The sequence below is a fragment of the Halorussus ruber genome, assembly GCF_004765785.1.
GTDB lineage: Archaea > Halobacteriota > Halobacteria > Halobacteriales > Haladaptataceae > Halorussus > Halorussus ruber.
Map to the genome: position 1 here is coordinate 153,226 of NZ_ML219770.1, position 16,752 is coordinate 169,977.

The following is a 16,752-nucleotide window of genomic DNA, read 5'->3' on the forward strand; positions in this document are numbered from 1 at the left end:
AACGAAAATGGATTCGTCGTCTCGAAAAGAATTGCAACCGTTAGACAACGATTCTGATTTCTTAAACATAGCAGAGTAACTTCGGCGGGAGCTACTGACGCGACTCAGACCGAGAGGACCGACCGGTACCGCTCGCCTGCTTCGTCGTCGGCCGCGATTGCTTCTCGAATCGTCTCGGAAACCCACTCGCCGTCCGCTTCGATTCTGTCGAACTCGTCGGGCAGGTACCGCCGATAGACCGGCAGGCGCTCGCGCAGTGGGACGCCCGCCTCGTCGGCGATGTCCTCCAGTTCCTTCAGCGCGGGCCACTTGTACTCGGGATTGATGTGGTCGTCGGTGACCGGCGAGACGCCGCCCAAGTCGTCCACGCCGCAGTCGAGCAACTCGCGGGTCGGCGAGAGGTTCGGCGGGACCTGCACCGAGACTTCTTCGGGCAGGCACTCGCGGGCCATCGCCACGACGCGGCGCATGGTCTCGACCGACGGCCGTTCGTAGCTCGACCGCTCGTTGGGGACGACGTTCTGGACGATGACCTCCTGCACGTGCCCGTAGCGCTCGTGCATCTCGCGGATGGCGAGCAGACTCTCGGCTCGGTCGCGCCACTCCTCGCCGATGCCGACGAGAATCCCCGTGGTGAACGGGACCCCCAACTCGCCCGCGTTCCGGATGGTGTTCAGGCGCTGGCCGGGGTTCTTGACTCGGGGTCCGGCGTGGGCACCCACGTCGGCGGTGGTTTCGAGCATCACGCCCATCGAGGCGTTCACGTCCGCGACGAGTTCCATCTGCTCGCGGGTCTGGTCGCCGGGGTTGCTGTGGGGAAGTAGGCCCTCGTCGAGTGCAATCTCGCAGACCTCGCGGAGGTAGGTATGGATGGAGTCGTGACCCCACTCCGCGAGTTGGTCGTGAATCTGCGTGTACCGGTCGTCGGGGTCGTCGCCGAAGGTGAACAGCGCCTCGGTACATCCGGCGTCCGCGCCTGTTTGGAGAATGTCTCGGACCTCCTCGGGCGAGAGGAGCGACGCCTCGCCCGGCGGGTCGAAGTAGGTGCAGTAGGTGCAGGTGTACCGACAGGCGGTGGTGAGGGGAACGAAGACGTTCTTGGCGAAGGTGAGTTCGTCGGCGGGTTCCACGTCCTCGGGGGTGATGGAGAGGAGGCGTTGTATTTCGGACTCCTCGAAGTCGATGGAAATGTCGTACTCGTCTCCTCCCGGGATGTCGGCACCTGCCATCCTCCGGAACTACGCGACGGCGAGGAAAAGGGTTTGGAAGTTCAGTCGGGCGTTTCGAGGAGGGTCCGCTGGAGGAGTCTGTCGAACGAACCGCCATCGAGTAGTGACGCCAGTTTCCGGGCCTCGTCTTCCGGGCCGTCCTCGTCCTTGTCGATACCTGCGGCGACTTCCAAGTCCTCGCGGAACGCGAGAATCGTGAATCCGGTTCGGGGGTCGTTACCGCGCTCGTTTTCCAGCGTGACGTCCTTGACGACCATCTCGCGGCATCGGCCACCACGCTCGACTTCGCCAATTCGTAGTCCTGCGCCGCGGTGACGCTGTCGGACGCGCTCCCGAATGTCGTCCACGAAACTGTCGATATCGGTGGTATCGAGGTCCACGAGGACGTATTTTTCCACCGGTTTGGTCGCCAAGTCGCGGATGACGAACGAGAACCCACGCTTGAGGTTCGGCTTGCCGTTCTCCGATTTGACCAGCAGGTTGTGGTTGTTCCATCCACCCAAGAACGACCGAATCTTGTCGGACTCCTCGTGGAGTAGTTCGTCCTTCGAGAGATTCCCGATTACGAGGTCGTCAAGCTGTGGATTATCGTGATAGTTGTCGAAAAACTTTCGCATGAAGCGTACGTCACGCTCTCCCTCGCTGAAGACTATCTTCGACATCGAGCCTAAATCCCTCGAAGGTCCAGATGCAGGTCTTTCAGGTGGTGTTCGGCCTCCTCGTAGGTCGATACGTCCGCCCCGAAGTCGTCCATCTTGACCAGCGAGAACTCGTCTTCGAGATATTCGCGTTTCTCCTCGGGCATATCCATGAAGAAATCTTTGATGAAATCGTGGTCGTGCGTCGTGATGAAGAACTGGATGTTCTCGTCGCGTGCGAGGTTAATGAGGAAGTGGACGAGTTCGGCGACGTAGCCGGGGTGCATGTGAGTCTCCGGTTCTTCAATAAGGACGATTTGGTCCTCTACTTCGTCGTCCATGAGTTCCCAGAGGAGACCGACCATGGCTTTGAAACCGTCACCCATGAAATCGTAGGGAATCGGTTGTTTCTCGCCATCTTCCGTTTCAAAAATCAGGGTATCTAAACTGAAGGTTTTCAGTCTATCTACGATACCTTTCTCTTTGATGAAGTCGCCAATGTCATCTATTTTAACCGACTCTTGACTATCGTTGGTTTCATTAATACTCTTGGTAAGAATTGTTGATTTGATAAAGGTAGCCGAGTTTCCCGATTTTGGTTGTTTTATAAACGTATTTTCAGGGGGAAGTCCCAATTCTACTCTTCTAGAATAAAATTCAAAATAGCCTCTTGGGCCTCGTTGATTGTGGTAGAAACCATGATCATCAATGTCCTCGTTTTCTTGGAATTCATTCATTACATCCTTTATGATTCTTTTTATGAGCGAGGTGCTCTTTTTCCCACCCATAAAACAGGGATATTCTCTATCTGCTGCAGAAAGTATTAAAATTTCATCTTGAAGCTCTTCAGTTGGCTCCCTAACCATATTTTCTTTTATCGCATCTACAACTGAGTTACGGATATCCTCGTAGATCTGCCTTGGTGCCCCTGTTTTTCCCTCTTCAGAGGAAATCTCCGTTCCCTCTTCCGTAGTAAATTGTGTGAGAGTCATCTGAAACCCGCCAATATCAGAAGCGATTTCAAAAAACAACCTCTCTGCTTCCGATAGGGATGGCTTTCTTATCTCAATTTTAAGATTTTCTGAACCACATTTTCCAGAGATTTCCGTGTAATCGAAATCCCTATGAATTACGGAATCAAGGTTATTGCCGAACTCCTGAAGATTTATTGGCTCAAAAAGCAGATCAACGGCCTCCAAAAACGAGGTCTTCCCAGTGTTGTTCCTCCCAGTAATCAGATTAATATCGGTAGGCTCGAACTCGACATGCTCCAACCCCTTGAACCCCTCAACCTCGATGTGTTCGAGTTTCGTCATCGCTGTTCAGTTACACCTACCTTGGCCCTCATGATATTAAAACGGTGGCCTTCTCGCGGTCCCTACTCCCGAACCACGCCAACCCGACTCTCGTCGCTCGCCAACTCGAACCCCGCCCCGCGCAGCCACTCGAACGACGCGCCGGAGCCGTGAATCAGCACCTCCGCCAGGTCCGCGCGCTCGTCCACGTCGGTCGCCAGTCGGTGGGAGTCCACGACCGATACCGCGGCCCCGACCTCGCGGGCCGCCCGGCGGTGGTCGAGGTAGGAGGTCCCGTGGTAATCTACGCGAAAGTCGGGGTGGCGCGCGACCAGCGCGTTCGTCCCGCCGCCGCGGCCGGGCGCGAGGACCACGTCTCCTTCGCATTCGAAGAGGCGCGCGAGCGCCTCGGGGGTCGCCAGCGCGAGGTCGGCCATCACGACCGCGACCGACTCGTCGGTCGCTCCTTCGGTCGCGGTTTCCGCGAGTTCGCCCGCGAGGAGCGCGTTGACGGCCTCGGTCAGCGGGCGCTCGTCCACGACGACGGGCGCGTCCGCCTCGACCGGCGCGGTCGCAAGGACCTCGGGTTCCCGGCCGGTCGCCCGCACCGCGGCCAGCACGTCTTCGAGCATCGCGTCGGCGAACGCCCGGCGCTCCTCGGGCGAGAGCGCGTCGGCTAACCGGGTCTTGGGGTCGCTGGCCGCGTAGGGCACGACGACTCGCATCTCTGTTGGGACTCGCTCGTCGTTCCTTAAGAGGGTACGGAATGGAGTCGAAGAGTGGATTCAGATGGAAATCCGACCGCTATCGTCGGTGAGGTGACTGTGTTGTATTCTTGAAGTCCCCGTGTCCGGTCACTTCGTCTTGGTGGAACAGTAAGTGCAAACAGCAGAACTGCCGTGGTGACGGCCTCTTGAAGCCCCCGGTCGCTCGCGGTCGCTCCTCGACATATCCGACGGACGTCGTTGCGACGGATAGGGGTCGAGGAGCGACTGAAGTGGACGCGAGCGACCGGCCCCTTCATCCCACCCGTGGTGGTTTGGGCAGTCGAGCGTTCGCTGGCGGTTGGTCAGCCGAGCTTGTGCAGGCGAGTGAGCCGGTCGGCGCGTCCCGCGCCGACCGGTCTAAAGACAGGAATAGTTGTGTTAAGAATATCTAAACAATTTGTTAAGCAATCAAAACAACCGCCACGTTGGTCACCCCCGACGCTCCCGAGGAGAACGCGAACTCGACCCGCGCGGGTCGAGAGTTCAGAAGAGGTCCGAAAAGCGAAGCGCGCTATCGGAGTTTGTCGTAGTCGTCCTGCTGGTTGCGGTACCAGAGGAATCCGCCGACCACGACGACCAGCGCGAGGAGGCCAGCGCCGCCGTACAGCAGCATCTGGGTCTGCTGGTTCGACTGCTGGGAACTCTCGGCCTTGTCCTGGGCCTTCGTGGCGAGGTCAGTCGCCAACCCGAAGTTTTCGCCGTCGAAGGCGCTGATGGCGTCCTCGTAGTTACTCTGGGCTTCCGAGACGCCCGCGCCGCTGTCCTCGGCGTCCTCGATGGACTCCTCGGCGTTCTCGATGGCCGAGCGCGCGTCGTCGCTCTCCTCGGTGTACGGCCGGAAGTCCCACGAGTCGATGGCCTCGCTACTGCCGCCTTCGCGGACCTGATTCAGTTCCGCGAGGGAGAGGCTCTGGGCCGGGTCGTAGGTGAAGTTCTCCACCTCGGGGACCGTGCCCTCGATTTGGACCTTGACCTCGTAGGCGTCGCTCTTCTCGAGGTCGTGGTCGAACGACTGGCCGTCGTAGGACTTCTGGTCTATCTTGGCACCGCCCTGGTCGTAGAGTTCGACGGTCCACGTCACGCCGGTCAGCTCCGTCGTCCCGTTGAGGGTCCACGAGTCGTAGTCGCTGAACGGCTTCGTGATGGTGAACGTCGTGGACACGTCCGAACCGACTTCGGCCTCGCCGGGTGCGCCGCTGGCCGACGCCGACATCGCCGCGGCGGGACCGACCGCCGAGACGACCAGCGTGCAGGCGAGCAACAGCGCGAGGAGCTTAGAAGAGTGGTTCGAGTTCATCGTCGTCATCCTCCACTAGTTCTTCCAAGTTCTCTTCGCTCTGTTCCTGAATCTCGTCGATGTTCTCCTGTGCCTCGATGGCGACTTCCTGTAGCTCCTTGACGCGCGGGACGTTGTTCACGCCCGACAGGAGAACGACGCTGGCGACGTACTGGGAATCCGAAACCGGATAGTCGCCGCCCCGGACCTCCATGGAACCGGTCTGCTCTTCGAGCCACTTCCGCCCGCGCTCTATGCCTTTCCGATTGAGGTGCTGCGGCGGACCGCTCAACACGAGGAGCGCGCGCTCGGAGCCTTCGATTTCACAGGGCAGGGTGAGTCGGCCGAGCGCCGCCTTGCGAACCAGACTCGTGATTCGGTTCGTCGTGTTGGCGGTGTCGGTCGGTTCGTCGTCGCTCCCGGTGAACCGCGACAGCAGGCCGCTTCCGGAGTTGGCGTTTTCGACCTCTTCGGCCGCGTAGCCGATGGTCGAGACGCCACCCCCGGCGAGCGTGTTGATGATTTCGCTGGAGTCCACGACGCTCTCTGCGACCGCGTCGTCGCCGTCGACCTCGCCCGCGCCGAACAGGATGCCGAACCGGCGGACGATTTCCTCGTTGATCTCCTCGTACCCGCTCTCGATGGATTCGCCCGACTGACGCCACGCGTCGTTGTCGAACACCATCAGGTTGTCCACCTCGCGGACGAACGTCTGGAACGACCGCGCGGCGTTCAGCGTGTAGATACCCCCCTCGTCGCTTCCGGGCAGGATACCGAGGCCGTAGACGGGTTCGGTGTAGATGCGCTTGAGGTGCTTTGCCAGCACCGGGGCACCACCGGACCCAGTTCCACCACCCATCCCCGCGACGATGAGGAAGGCATCGACTTCGTGAACAGGGATGTTGTCGATTGCTCCCTGAATCTCGTCTATGTCCTCTTCGGCGATTTCCGCGCCGAGTTCGTTGTCTGCTCCGACACCGTGACCTTTCACTCGGGACTGACCAATGAGGACGCGATTGTCCTGTGGGACCTCGTCGAGGCCCATCAAGTCGGCTTTCGCGGAGTTCACTGCGACCGCCGAACGGACGATATTGCTGCCCGTCCGCTGGTCGTACTCCAGGAATTTGTCGACTATCTTCCCACCGGCCTGCCCGAAACCAATCATTGCGAGCTTCATTTTCCGGACCGTACTCCGTTGGGAGAAACACAACCGCGAAGGGGTGATAATCCTTTTGGTCCGCTCTGTACTCACCGGAAAGTCCGGATTATACCCAATCGACGGGCGGTAAGCCGACATTTCCGACTAATCGGACCCCACCAGTCATCGGACATGTCCTTTTAAGTTTATACTTAAATAGAGATGTTAAAGAACGGGAAAGCGTACGCTCTCGATTATCGACGGAGCGTCGGCGGGGGCGAGAACGCCGGAGGCCCGCCGCTACGGCCGGTCTTCTACACCGAGATACTCCGCCAGCGTCGTCAAATCGGACTCCTCGACGCCGAACGCGCCGATGTCGTTGTTCGAGACCGTGTTGTCGAGTTTGAGCGACCGGTACTGGTCGCTCCCGAAGGGGACGAACGGAATCGGGTCGGCCGCGGTCAGGCCGAGGCGCGCGAACGCCATCGGGAGGGGCAGAACCGTCACCGACTTGCCCTCCGCGCGGTAGGCGAGTTTGGTCACCTCCGCGAGCGTCAGCACCTCCGGGCCGCCGATTTCGTAGGTCTCGCCGTCGTGGTCCTCCTCGACGCCCGCCGCGAGCATCGGCGCGAGGTCTCCTATCCAAATCGGTTGGAAGCGACTCCGACCGCCGCCGGGCAGGGCCGTGACGTAGGGCGTCGTCAGCACCTTCGTGAACGAGACGAACTCGCCGCCCTCGCCGAAGATGACCGAGGGTCGGAAGATGGTGTAGTCGAGGCCCGAATCCGTCACGACTTGCTCCGCTTGGCCCTTCGCCCGGAGGTACTCGGTCGGGCCGGTCGGGTTCGCGTCGAGCGCGCTCATCTGGACGATTTTCCCCACGCCGTGCTCCTCGGCGGCGTTGACGACGTTCTGCGTTCCGCCGAGGTGGACCTTCGTGTGGGACTTCCCGCCGGAGGGCTTGAACAGCGGCGAGAGCGCCACGAGGTTGACCACGACGTCTTGGCCCTCGAACGCGCCTTCGATGGAGTCGTAGGCGGTCACGTCACCGCGAGCGAGTTCGACGCTCTCGGGGAAGTCGGCCTCCGAGGGGTCGCGCGCGAGAGCAGTTACGTCGTGGCCGCGCTCGACCAGTTCGGGGACCAGGTACGAACCGACGAATCCAGTTCCTCCCGCGACGAGAATGTTCATATCCGAAATAAGTACCGTCGGGAAGTAAAAGTAACTGCCGTGGCGGAGGTTTCTGCCCTCGACTCGGGCCGGTCTCGGGTCGAGGGTGGCCAACCCCCGGCTCACCTCTGGCTCGACCCCGGACTCGACTCGCGGGTCTTTATACCGCGGCGAAACCACCACCCGAGTATGCTCATCACGCTGGAGGGAATCGACGGGAGCGGCAAGACGACGGTCTGGGAGGTCCTCCGCGAGGAGTTCCCCGAGTTCGTCTTCACCCGCGAACCCACCGACACGTGGTACGGCGACGCCGTCGAACGCTCCATGGGCGACGACGACGCCGACTCGCTCGCGGAGTTGTTCCTCTTCACCGCCGACCACGCCAACCACCTCGCCGAGACGGTCCGGCCCGCGCTCGCCGACGGGGAAGTCGTCGTCTCGGACCGCTACTCCGACTCGCGGTACGCCTATCAGGCGGTCAGCATCGGGGACCACGTCAAGCGCCCGCTGGAGTACATCCGGGGCGTCCACCAGCCGTGGACTCGACCGCCGGACGCGACGCTCTACTTCGACGTGGACCCCGAGACGGGCGCGGCCCGGAGCGGCGCGACCAACAAGTTCGAGCAGGCGGCCTTCCTGAGTCAGGTCCAGTCGAACTACGAGCGACTCGTCGACGCCGAACCCGAGCGGTTCGTCCGCATCGACGCCTCCCGGTCGCCCGAGGAGGTCCTCGACTCGACGGTGGACGTAATCGAGCGCCTGCTCGAAGACCGCGAGGAGTCCGGAACGTCCGGCGACGGACTCGGACGCGACGAATAGACTTTGGGCATCGGTGACGTAGCACAACCATGGCAGACGAGGACGCCGGGCGAACGCCCCCGCGAGAGCGAGGTCGAGTCGAGCGAGACGACGACGACCCCGGATTCAGCTTCTCGCTCCCGCCGATTTTGCTCCCCGACGTGCGCCTCCCCGAGCGCATCAGACTCGTCTTTCCGGTCCCCGACCCGCCCGAGAAGGTGTCGCCGCCGACCCGCGTCAGGGTCTCGTGGGTCCTGATTGCGGTAGTCCTCGCCGACGCGCTCGACGCCTTCGCGGTGGTCTGGGCCGGGCCGGAGACGCTGGCGTGGGTCCGGGCCGCGCTGGGGATTGTCGCCGCCATCGTCCTCGTGAGCGGCCCCGGTCTCCTCTACTCGTGGGAGTTGCTGGCGATTCTGGGCGGCTTCGGGTGGCTCTCGGCCGCCCCGACGCTGACTGCGCTGGTTCTCGCGCGGATTATTTTGGCGGAGTAGCTACTCTTTCACCGCTTCTTTTCACAGACCACCCGGCGCGCGCTGGCGCGGCGTCTTGTCGCCGCGCCGAACCGCGCGAGGGACGAGTAGCGCAGGGTGTGAGCGAATGCGAACCCCGAGCAACGCAAGAGGCTGGGGAGGCGTGAGGTCCGCGGTCGCGGTTGCGGTGCGGGAGACTCCTCGGCTTCGGCCTGAAGCTAGCTTCCTGTCACTCACCATCACCTGCGATGACGCCGCAAGAATAACTAAAAATTCCTAGGAAATTAAAAATAATTCCTAACACAAATATATTCGTCTACCCATCATCCGACGACAAACCGCCCAGCCCCCAGAGATAACCGCATTTTTACCGTCACGCCGTGTTTCACCCGGGTATGAACGACAGCGAACTCGCCGCGAAAATCGACCACACGGTCCTCGGACCCGAAACGACCCTCGACGACGTAGAAGAACTCCTCGACGAGGCCGAGGAGTACGGCATGAACGCCTGCATCCCGCCGTGCTACGTCGCCGAGGCCGAGGAGTACGCCCCCGACGTGACCCTCGCCACCGTCATCGGGTTCCCCCACGGCCAGAACGCCACCGCGGCCAAGCGCGAGGAGGCCACCATCGCCTACGAGGACGGCGCGGACGAGTTGGACGTGGTCGTCAATATCGGGCGACTCACGGCCGGAGACGACGAGGCCGTCCGCGAGGACATCGAGGAAGTCGTCGCCGCGGTGCCGATTCCCGTGAAGGTCATCATCGAGACGGCGCTGCTCTCCGACGACGAGAAGCGCCGGGCCTGCGCCGCCGCCGAGGAGGCAGACGCCGCGTTCGTCAAGACCTCGACCGGGTTCGCCAGCGTTCCCTCGGAACGAGCAGACGACGAAGCCGTCAGCGGCGGCGCGAAAGTCGCGGACGTGGAACTGATGAGCGAGTACCTGCCGGTCAAAGCCAGCGGCGGCGTCGGTAACTACGAGCAGGCCGAAGCGATGTTCGACGCCGGGGCCGAGCGCATCGGCGCGAGTTCGGGCGTCGAAATCGTGGAGGACTTTCGGCAGAACTACTGATTCTCAGTCGTCGGCGGGGCGTTCGCTCCGCGCGGAGTCCCGGGCCTCCTCGTCTGCGTCCCACCGAAGCGTGACCGTCCAGCGGCGCTCGTCGCCGTCGGCCGTCCGGTGTTCGACCAGTTCCACGTCGCCGTCCGGCCGGGGGCGCTCGTCGGCGCGTCCCGAACCCATCCCGTCGTAGCGACCGGCCAGTTCGCTCCGGAGTCGGTCGAGGTAGTCGGCGACCTCGTCGCGGCCGAGGGTCTCCTCGCGTTCGATGTCGTGGCTGGTCGCGCCCCGTCTGACGCCGCCCGGTTCGCCCGAGGAGTGGTCGCCGACGACGGCGTTGATGACCGTGCCGAGCAGGAGGACGAGTCCCGAGAAGTAGAGGTAGGTCACGACGACGACGCTGCCGAAGAAGCTCCCCGAACCGGGGTCCTTGAACGTGAGATACACCTGAAAGACGCCCTGAAGCGCCGCCCACCCGACCGCGGCGAACACGACACCGGGAAGGCTGTCGGCCATCCTCACATCGGCGTCGGGGAACCGGTAGTACATCGGCGCGAACGCGACGACGAGTCCGGCGACCAGCACCAGCGGCGTCAGGAAGCCGAGGAAGGGAATCACGTCCGAGAACTGGGAGAAGGCCGCCGTGACGCCGACCGTAGCGACGACGGCGACGACCAGCGCGACGAGGACGACCGGTCCGTCCGTCAGTTGGTCCACGAAGGAGTTCTTGCTCTCGGTCTCGTAGATCTCGGAGAAGGCGGTGTCGAGTCCCCGGAATATCTTGAGGTCCCCACACCAGGACGACCAGTCCGATGAACGACGCTCCGGCAGCCGACGAGTCGCCGCGGAATATCTCCTCGACCACGTTCGCTATCGGGCCGGGAAGCCAGTTCCCCGCGATGGCGACGATTCGGGTTTCGAGACCGCCGCCGAACGTCGAGACGACCAGCAGGAGCAACAGGAGCGTCGGCGCGAGCGAGACGAACGCGTTGTAGGCGATACCCGCGGCCATGAACGTCACGTTCTTCTCGGAGAAGTCGGCGTACACTCGCCGTCCGAACCCCCGTGCCCGAGAGACAGTTCCCATACTCTGGGTCGGGTCGGCAGGCAAAAAACTCGCGTGGCCGGTCGCCGAGAAACCGAAACGGACGCCGAAAAGGAATCGTCAGTCGTCGTCGCCCGAGGGCGACCCCTGACTCTGGCTCTGGGAGATGCTCGACGCGCTGGACCGGGCGGTGCCCGCCCAGCGGTTCATGTTGTTGGCGATGTAGTCTTTGCTTCCCCACCCGAACCCGACGCCGATGGCGAGCGCGAGGCCCGCGGCCAGACCCCACGCGAGGGCTTGGGCGAAGATGTAGAGCAGCTCCACGTCGACGCCCATCGTGTCGAGACCGATGACGACCGCGGTGAAGTACAGGAACATCCGGACGCCCGTGGCGAAGTAGTTGGTGTACGCCGAGTGGGTCGCCGCGCGAGTCCTCGTGATGGCGTCGCCGATGAAGTCCGAGACGATGAACCCGCCGATGATGACCAGCAGACCGGCGATGAACGCCGGGAGGTACGAGACCGCGGTGGCTATCCACTCCGAGAGGATGGGGATAGCGAGCGTGTTCGCCGCCGCGAGGATAGCCAGCGCGTAGACGAACCACGCCGACACCTTGCCGAGGAAGTTCGAGAGCGCGTCGCGCGAGTCGCCCATCATCCGACCGAGAGGGGTGCCCCGCGCGCTCTGGTCGAGTCCGGCCTTGTCGGCCACGGTGGATACCACGCCACCGAGTATCCGACCGACGGCCCAACCGATGAGCAGGATGACGACAGCGCCGAACAACCGCGGGAGCGCGGCGATAATCTCCGAGAGGCTGTTACCGAGCCACTCGGGTAAGTTTCCGAACAGTTCTCCGCCGTTGGCTTGTAGCAGTACGTATGGTACGTTCATAGTTCTCACCGGGCGGTCCCGGTAGCAGAGACCAGTCGTCGGGCGTAGTTTGTTCTTGGCCGCATACCGAACGCCGGTTTCAGGCCACGCATCGTTGGTTTTCGGGGGCTTCGAACCGGAAACCAGCCCACGAATCAAAACACTGTCAACACCGACCGGCAGCCGGACGCCTCGGTGAAACACAGCGGAACGGACACGCGCCCGAGACATCGACGAAACAAACCCGACGAACCAGACGCTCGACCGGCCGAAACGTTAGACAGTGACGCGAGCCGGGGGTTCTGACCGATTTCGAGGGACAGTCCAGCTCCAGAGAACGTGGCGTGGCCGGGTTGCGGCGCGGTCGAAGCCCGCCGAACCGGTGGCGAGCCTGTCGGAATCAGAGAAGCTGAAACGGGATTTTTCTGTGGCCGGAAAGTTCCGAACAGCGTTCACGATAGAAGCGCGTCACGCTAAGAGGTTCGTCACGCCCGCGGTCTCCAGCAGGAGCCACCCGACGAACGCTCCGTAGGCGGCCAGCAGGCCGTACGCCTCGCCGCTAGTCAGTTCGAGGTCGGTCCGGGCCAGCGCGAAGAAGAGGACGGTCGCCGCGACCAGCGCCGCCATCATCGGAACCGCGACGGCGAAGTTCACGGTGGTCGCGCCAGCGACGAGGACCCCCGCCGGGAGCGCCACCAACAGGTCGAAGACGTTGCTCCCGAGGACGTTGGCGAGGCTGGTCACGCCCTCGCCCTTCTGCGAGGAGCGCACGCTGACGAACGTGTCGGGGAGGCTGGTGACGACCGCGACGACGGTCAGCCCCCAGAAGAAACTCGGGATGCCGAACGTCTCCTCGAAGTCGAGCACGGCCGTGACCAGTCCCTCGACGCCGACGACGATGACGACGAGGCTGACCGCGAGCGTGGCCCAGAGTCGCCCCGGATTCGCGTCGGTGACGCGGACCTCGCGCAGGTCGCGGGTGTCGAGGTACTGGATGAAGATGTAGAGGACGTAGAGCGCGACCAGCAGGAGCGCGAGCGGTCGGTTGAGCGTGCCCGAGAGCGCCGAGTCCGGACTCGGGAAGTAGATGACCGCGAACGAGAAGACGACCAGCGTGGCCGCGACCGCGACCATGTAGAACTGGGTCTCTTTGAAGACGACCGCCCGGTCGGCTTCGAGGTTCTCGGTGCCAGCCAGCGTGGACAGGGCGGGGATAACGAGGATGTTGAACACCGCCGACCCGATGATAGCCGCCGCCCCGAGTTCGAAGTCGCCGTGGACGAACGTGGCGATGACGGTACTCGACAGTTCGGGAAAGCTCGACCCGACCGCGGCGACCACCGCGCCCTGCACGATGGCGGGCAGGCCGTAGTAGGCCGCCAGTTTCTCGGCGGCCTCCTCGAGCCAGAGGCTCCCCTTCCAGATGACGGCTGTCGAGGCCACGGCGACGACGAGCGACCAGAGGAGGGACACGGCGGAGAAATGAACGTCGGCGGCAAAGTCGATTGTGGGCCGACCAGCAGTCGGACGCGGACGGAAAAAGCGAGTTCGAGGCGGGAGAGCCGTCGATAGCGAAGGACAGACAGAGAAATAAGTATGGTTCTTAAAGACGGTATATTGATTCCGAAAGACGTATTCTATTGTTTCCGGAGTCGTATTCCTCCGCGGGACTATCGCACCTCACGCAGAGAGTGGCAACTCCTCACGAGAAAGTTGGGGAGTCAATCCGTCGCGCTTTTGACCGCGTAGCCGAAACGTCCCGTAAGCGAATGGCCCGGTATCACATCGAAACCTACGGTTGCACGTCGAACCGGGGCGAGAGCCGCCAAATCGAGCGGCGGCTCCGCGACGCGGGCCACCGCCGCGTCGAAGGCGCAGACGAGGCCGACGTGGCTATCCTGAACACCTGTACAGTCGTCGAGAAGACCGAGCGCAACATGCTCCGGCGGGCCGAGGAGTTGGAAGACGAGACGGCGGACCTCATCGTGACCGGTTGCATGGCGCTCGCGCAGGGCGAACAGTTCCGCGAGGCCGGGGTGGACGCCGACGTGCTGCACTGGGACGAGGTGCCCGAGGCCGTCACCAACGGCGAGTGCCCGACCACGACGCCCGACGCCGAACCCGTCCTCGACGGCGTCATCGGCATCCTGCCCATCGCCCGAGGGTGCATGTCGGACTGCTCGTACTGCATCACGAAGAAGGCGACCGGGAAAATCGACTCCCCGCCGGTCGAAGAGAACGTCGAGAAGGCCCGCGCGCTGGTCCACGCCGGAGCGAAGGAGATTCGGATTACCGGCCAAGACACCGGCGTCTACGGCTGGGACGACGGCGAGCGAAAGCTCCACGAACTGCTGGACCGCATCTGCGACATCGAGGGCGAGTTTAGAGTCCGGGTCGGCATGGCGAACCCGAAGGGCGTCCACGGCATCCGCGAGGAACTCGCGGCGGTCTTCGCCGAGAACGACAAGTTGTACAACTTCATCCACGCGCCGGTCCAGTCGGGCTCGGACGACGTGCTGGGCGACATGCGCCGCCAGCATCAGGTCGAAGAGTACGTCGAAATCGTCGAGACCTTCGAGGAGTATCTGGACTACTGGACGCTCTCGACCGACTTCATCGTGGGCTTCCCGACCGAGGAAGACGAAGACCACGCCCAGAGCATGGCGCTGCTGCGCGAGACCCGCCCCGAGAAAATCAACGTCACGCGGTTCTCCAAGCGCCCCGGCACCGACGCCGCCGACATGAAGGGGCTGGGCGGGCAGGTCAAGAAGGACCGCTCGAAGGAGATGACCGACGCGAAGATGGACGTCGTCGCCGAGGCCTACGACGCGATGGTCGGCGAGACCCACGAGGTGCTGGTGGTCGAGGAGGGTACCGGCGACTCCGTGAAGTGCTACGACGAGGCCTACCGGCAGGTCATCGTCCAGAACGCCGACGACCACGGCGTCGAGGTCGGCGACTTCGTGGACGTGGAAATCACGGGCCACAGCACGGTCTACGCCTTCGGCGAACCGGTCTGATTCTGCGACGACGACGGCTAGCAAAAAAGCGGGGACTCGAACGGGACCGACTACGGACCGGTCGTCGCGCCGCCGCTCGAAACGACTACCTTGGCCACCGTCGACCCGGCGAGGGCGGCTGTCCAGAGCGCACTCAGCACCCGCGGCCGTTCGGAGACGAACTCCGTGAGACTGCGATTTCGACTCATCCGTACAGAGACTCTATCCGATTGCATATATGTTTTCTCACCGTCTAATAGAACCCGAAAATAAAAGCGCGCCGTCAGCAGTCGAAACTACTTCTCGGCGTTGCCGTCGCCGACCAACTCGTCGATAGTCTCGTCGGCCTTCCACTCGCCGAGTTCCTTCGGGTCCACGTGGACGAACACGTCGTCCACCTCCTCGAGTTCCCGAATCGCTTCCACCACGTCGGTCTCGATGTCGTGGGCCTCGAACAGGGTTCGGTCGCCCTCGACTTCGATGTGGAGGCTCACGTCGATTTCCGGGCCGACGTAGTGGGCGATGACGTCGTGGGCACCCTTCACGTCCGGGTGGGCGAGGGCGCGCCGGATGATTTCGACCCGGAGGTCCTCGGGCGGGGCGCTCCCGACGAGGTAGTCGATGTTGTCTTGGACGATTTCGTAGCCCGTGTAGAGGATGCCGAGCGAGACGACGCCCGCCGCGATGGGGTCGAGGACCGGCAGACCGGCCGACGAGCCGAGGACGCCGACCAGCGCCGCGCCCGCGGTCAAGATGTCGTTGCGGTTGTCCAGCGCGGTCGCGGTCAGGGCTGGCGAGTGGGTTCGCTCGGCGACGCCCACGCAGTAGCGATAGAGACCGTACTTGACGACCGCGGTGGCGACCAGCACCGCGACCGCGGCCGGGGCGGTCGGTGCGGTCGAGACGGTGCCAGCGAGGACCGACGAAATCGACCGCCAGAGGACAGCGCCGCCCGCCGCGAACACGCCGAGCGCGATGAACAGCGAGACGAACGGTTCGATGCGCTCGTGGCCGTGGGGGTGGCTGAAGTCGGGCGGCTGGGTCGTCAGGTAGAGTCCCGCGAGGATGACGAGGCTGTAGGCCGAGTCCGCGAGGCTGTTGACCGCCTCGGAGCCGACCGCGAGGCTTCCGGTCGTCCACCAGACGAGGCCCTTGGCGACCACCAGCAGGACGTTGGCCGCCAGCACGACCGCGCCCACTCGGCGAATCGCGCGGTTACTCATCGGACTGCCTTTCGGACTACCGGGACAAGGGCGTGTCGCTTACCGACGCCGGGGAGGAGCTACTCGACGCGAACCGCGCCGTCTCCCGACCCGTCAGTACCGTCCTGCTCGGCGAAGGCCTCCCGCACCCGGTCGTAGGTCTCGTCGAGCGCCTCCACGATGACCTTCGTGTCCGAGATGACCGGCATGAAGTTCGTGTCGCCCTGCCAGCGCGGGACGACGTGGGTGTGGAGGTGGTCGTCTATCGACCCGCCAGCGCCGTGGCCGAGGTTGAGGCCCGCGTTGAAGCCGTCGGGCGAGAGCGCGGTTTCGAGCGCGTCGAAGGTCCGCTGTTTGAGGCGGGCGTGGTCGAGCAGGACCTCCTCGGAGAGGTCCCGGTAGTCCCCGGTGTGTTCGCGGGGGATGACCATCGCGTGACCGGGGTTGTAGGGGTAGTTGTTGAACATCACGAAGGCGTGGTCGCTCCGGGCGACGACGAGGTGTTCGCGGTCGTCGTCGCGCTCGGGGAGTTCGCAGAAGACGCAGCCCTCGATTGCGTCCTCGTCGCCGTCTCGCTCGACCCACTCGATACGCCACGGTGCGAATACTTGCTCCATGCGTCGCCCATCGTCCGCCAACAGTTAGCTTCCGGCGGTTCGAGCGCGGTCCGACCCGTCTCGGTCGTTCACGGAAATCGCCAGTTTTCCGGTCGAACGTCGTTTTCGTTTCCGGACTAAGCGTCGAGAGGAGTCTGCGCTCGTCTGAGCAGTCGTCCGACAGCGGCCAGAGGAGGG

General features: G+C 63.3%; 17 protein-coding genes and 1 pseudogene. 4 read left to right on the top strand and 14 right to left on the bottom strand.

Annotation, left to right across the window (positions count from 1 at the left end; genetic code table 11):
- Positions 1–104: 104 nt before the first annotated feature.
- The 7 genes from cofG to EPL01_RS04150 form a co-directional block, all read right to left on the bottom strand.
- Entirely contained in the window at positions 105–1,229 is a 1,125-nt protein-coding gene (gene cofG, locus EPL01_RS04120) for a 7,8-didemethyl-8-hydroxy-5-deazariboflavin synthase subunit CofG (protein ID WP_135823996.1), read from the bottom strand.
- Between the two features lie 41 nt (positions 1,230–1,270).
- Complete coding sequence (locus tag EPL01_RS04125; RefSeq protein ID WP_135823997.1) at positions 1,271–1,846, bottom strand: hypothetical protein; 576 nt, start codon at positions 1,844–1,846, stop codon at positions 1,271–1,273.
- 50 nt (positions 1,847–1,896) lie between these two features.
- On the bottom strand, positions 1,897–3,183 hold the full coding sequence (locus tag EPL01_RS04130) for an ATP-binding protein (protein WP_135823998.1): 1,287 nt from the start codon (positions 3,181–3,183) through the stop codon (positions 1,897–1,899).
- Between the two features lie 62 nt (positions 3,184–3,245).
- Entirely contained in the window at positions 3,246–3,887 is a 642-nt protein-coding gene (cofC, locus tag EPL01_RS04135) for a 2-phospho-L-lactate guanylyltransferase (RefSeq protein WP_135823999.1), read from the bottom strand.
- A 553-nt stretch (positions 3,888–4,440) separates the two neighbouring features.
- Positions 4,441–5,226 (bottom strand): hypothetical protein, encoded by a 786-nt coding sequence (locus EPL01_RS04140; RefSeq protein WP_135824000.1) that lies wholly within the window; start codon positions 5,224–5,226, stop codon positions 4,441–4,443.
- Positions 5,204–6,382 (bottom strand): tubulin/FtsZ family protein, encoded by a 1,179-nt coding sequence (locus EPL01_RS04145; protein WP_135824001.1) that lies wholly within the window; start codon positions 6,380–6,382, stop codon positions 5,204–5,206. The genes EPL01_RS04140 and EPL01_RS04145 overlap by 23 nt, the downstream gene beginning before the upstream one ends.
- 261 nt (positions 6,383–6,643) lie before the next feature.
- Positions 6,644–7,534, bottom strand: a complete 891-nt coding sequence (locus tag EPL01_RS04150) for a complex I NDUFA9 subunit family protein (protein WP_135824002.1) — start codon at positions 7,532–7,534, stop codon at positions 6,644–6,646.
- Positions 7,535–7,702: 168 nt separating this feature from the next.
- Here EPL01_RS04150 and tmk point away from each other — a divergent pair, with 168 nt between their 5' ends.
- The 3 genes from tmk to deoC all read left to right on the top strand — a co-directional run bounded on the left by tmk (position 7,703) and on the right by deoC (position 9,854).
- Positions 7,703–8,332, top strand: a complete 630-nt coding sequence (gene tmk / locus EPL01_RS04155) for a dTMP kinase (RefSeq protein WP_135824003.1) — start codon at positions 7,703–7,705, stop codon at positions 8,330–8,332.
- Between the two features lie 29 nt (positions 8,333–8,361).
- A complete protein-coding gene (locus EPL01_RS04160) occupies positions 8,362–8,802 on the top strand; it encodes a hypothetical protein (RefSeq protein WP_135824004.1) in 441 nt (146 codons plus the stop codon).
- A 374-nt stretch (positions 8,803–9,176) separates the two neighbouring features.
- Positions 9,177–9,854, top strand: a complete 678-nt coding sequence (gene deoC / locus EPL01_RS04165; protein WP_135824005.1) for a deoxyribose-phosphate aldolase — start codon at positions 9,177–9,179, stop codon at positions 9,852–9,854.
- A 3-nt stretch (positions 9,855–9,857) separates the two neighbouring features.
- Here the strand turns inward: deoC and EPL01_RS04170 are convergent, their stop codons facing one another.
- The 4 genes and pseudogenes from EPL01_RS04170 to EPL01_RS04180 form a co-directional block, all read right to left on the bottom strand.
- Positions 9,858–10,673 carry a YhjD/YihY/BrkB family envelope integrity protein gene (locus EPL01_RS04170; RefSeq protein WP_368279061.1) on the bottom strand — a complete coding sequence of 272 codons (816 nt, stop codon included), beginning with the start codon at positions 10,671–10,673 and terminating at the stop codon, positions 9,858–9,860.
- 19 nt (positions 10,674–10,692) lie between these two features.
- Positions 10,693–10,929: pseudogene (locus EPL01_RS22360) on the bottom strand (YihY/virulence factor BrkB family protein); the annotation flags it as partial.
- Between the two features lie 78 nt (positions 10,930–11,007).
- Entirely contained in the window at positions 11,008–11,778 is a 771-nt protein-coding gene (locus EPL01_RS04175) for a mechanosensitive ion channel family protein (protein WP_135824006.1), read from the bottom strand.
- 447 nt (positions 11,779–12,225) lie between these two features.
- Positions 12,226–13,230, bottom strand: coding sequence for a sodium:calcium antiporter (locus EPL01_RS04180; protein WP_135824007.1), 1,005 nt, complete (start codon positions 13,228–13,230; stop codon positions 12,226–12,228).
- A 296-nt stretch (positions 13,231–13,526) separates the two neighbouring features.
- Here EPL01_RS04180 and EPL01_RS04185 point away from each other — a divergent pair, with 296 nt between their 5' ends.
- Positions 13,527–14,777 (top strand): tRNA (N(6)-L-threonylcarbamoyladenosine(37)-C(2))-methylthiotransferase, encoded by a 1,251-nt coding sequence (locus tag EPL01_RS04185; protein WP_135824008.1) that lies wholly within the window; start codon positions 13,527–13,529, stop codon positions 14,775–14,777.
- 50 nt (positions 14,778–14,827) lie between these two features.
- Here the strand turns inward: EPL01_RS04185 and EPL01_RS21440 are convergent, their stop codons facing one another.
- The 3 genes from EPL01_RS21440 to EPL01_RS04195 form a co-directional block, all read right to left on the bottom strand.
- Entirely contained in the window at positions 14,828–14,965 is a 138-nt protein-coding gene (locus tag EPL01_RS21440; RefSeq protein ID WP_168215801.1) for a DUF7503 family protein, read from the bottom strand.
- A gap of 87 nt (positions 14,966–15,052) precedes the next feature.
- A complete protein-coding gene (locus EPL01_RS04190; RefSeq protein ID WP_135824009.1) occupies positions 15,053–15,979 on the bottom strand; it encodes a cation diffusion facilitator family transporter in 927 nt (308 codons plus the stop codon).
- 59 nt (positions 15,980–16,038) lie between these two features.
- On the bottom strand, positions 16,039–16,575 hold the full coding sequence (locus EPL01_RS04195) for an HIT family protein (RefSeq protein ID WP_135824010.1): 537 nt from the start codon (positions 16,573–16,575) through the stop codon (positions 16,039–16,041).
- Positions 16,576–16,752 lie beyond the last annotated feature (177 nt).